Raw genomic sequence first — 2,041 nt, 5'->3', positions numbered from 1 at the left:
TCATTATTTTTAAATAATTCATAGCGCAAGAAAACTTCATGTGAGCCAGAGTTATAATTATTTAATTTGGTAGTTTCTAGATCATATCCATATCCTATGTACATCGCATCTGAAATTTGAAATCCTGCCATTGCAGTAACCGCAGCACTCCACCTGTAAGCAACTCCAAGAACGAATTTATCGTTAAACATAAAGTTTCCCGATATATCTGCTTGCAGTGGAGCTCCCTTAACCATTTTAGCTAATAGAGCAGGTTTGAATTTTATGGAGCTATTCAAATCAAGTACATAACCGGCTATCAAATAATAATTTATTTTTTCTTTAAAGATAGCGACTTCATTGTCATCGTACCTATTTGATTCTATAAAGTTAGGTATTGATAATCCTATATATGCCTTGTCCGAATGCAAATAAACTCCAGCCCCAATATTTGGAGAGAATTTATTGTTAAAGTTTTGTAAACTAGGATCGCTATCAACTGGATTCAGCCGGGTAACATCCAAATTAAATAAATTGGCCGTTGCTTTAACACCAAAAGATAGTTTAACTTTTTCGGAGGTCGGGATGGTATAGGATAAATCTGCAGAGATAGTGTTCTCTACTGTGGGGCCTATTCTATCGTTAATAACGGATACACCCAGTCCTAACTTGCTGTCGTTAAAAGGGGTGTTTACAGATACTGCATTTGTAACTGGCGCACCATCTAATCCGACCCATTGGGTACGATGTAATGCAAAGACACTCAGAGCTCCTCTTGATCCGGCATAAGCTGGATTAATATTTATTGTGTTGTACATGTATTGTGTAAATTGTGCATCCTGTTGAGCAAAACTTACAAAAGCTGTAAACATCAAAACGAAAGAAAATAGTTTTGTTTTCATAGTAGATATTTTATGATTCGAAAATTAGGGGTGTCCATAAATTTGTAATTAAACCTTAGGGTTATTATACCCTAAGGTGCTATTTTTTAATTATTTTGTTAGGTATAGATATCCGTCTTTTTTATTGGTTTGAATTTGACCAGTTCCATCAACAGAAGTATAATTCAAAATGTAAAAGTACGTACCTGTTGGTAAACCTGATGATTGACTAACAGTAGTTCTTCCACGAGAGATACCATCAAAAGCATTCGTAACATTATTATATCCTGTAGTTTCAAAAACTAGAACTCCCCATCGGTTATAGATTTCAACTGTGTTCTCTGGATAACAGATGGTATCCTCTAGATTGTCAATGGTAAACATTTCATTGACTCCATCTCCGTTTGGTGAGAATGCATTATGTACGAGTACAGTACCACAACCTAATACAATTCCGCAATTGAAATCTGTTATATTCATTTTTATAATATAAGTTAGAGGACAGCTATCGACCGTAACTTGATATTGAAAATCATATTGGCGTATAACTAAATCGTAGGGACTTAATGTGTTTTCATTTAATGCATTACTTCCGTCATCGACCCAATTTCCTGTTAGGGGGGTTCCCGATGGTAAGTATGAGTTTAAATCAATAGTTAATGTTCTATCTGTATTACAGACTGGATCAACTGTTATTGATCTTGTCTTATCCGGTTGTGCATCAATAGTTACACTAGTTGGAGCAGAAATACAACCTGCAGCATTTTTAACCGTAACTGAATACGTTGCAGCAGCCACATTAGTAAATATTCCAGTAGTGTTAGTATAAGTTGAACCGTCAATGCTATACGTGATTCCAGTTCCCGTAGGAGCAGTCACCGTTATAGTTCCCGTTGCTACGGCACACGTTGGTTGCAAAGTTGCAGAGGCAGTTGGTGCAGCAGGTGTTGCTGGTTGCGCATTAATAGTTACACTAGTTGGAGCAGAGATACAACCCGCAGCATTTTTAACGGTAACTGAATACGTTGCAGCAGATACATTAGTAAATATTCCAGTAGTGTTAGTATAAGTTGAACCGTCAATGCTATAAGTGATTCCAGTTCCCGTAGGAGCAGTAACCGTTATAGTTCCAGTAGCTACAGCACAAGTTGGTTGCAAAGTTGCAGAGGCAGTTGGTGCAG

2 protein-coding genes are annotated in these 2,041 nt (G+C 36.9%); both read right to left on the bottom strand.

Features of this window, described 5'->3' with window-relative positions; all coding sequences use genetic code 11:
* Window positions 1-881, bottom strand: an 881-nt coding sequence (locus tag CXF59_RS00095; protein WP_101135709.1) for a type IX secretion system membrane protein PorP/SprF, incomplete at its 3' end; no start/stop codon positions are given.
* A 90-nt stretch (window positions 882-971) separates the two neighbouring features.
* Window positions 972-2,041, bottom strand: a 1,070-nt coding sequence (locus CXF59_RS00090; protein ID WP_157824486.1) for a gliding motility-associated C-terminal domain-containing protein, incomplete at its 5' end; no start/stop codon positions are given.

The sequence above is a fragment of the Flavobacterium sp. ALD4 genome, assembly GCF_002836475.1.
Taxonomy (GTDB): domain Bacteria; phylum Bacteroidota; class Bacteroidia; order Flavobacteriales; family Flavobacteriaceae; genus Flavobacterium.
Note: the sequence above shows the minus strand (reverse complement) of the source record. Positions and strands in the feature narration are given on the sequence as shown.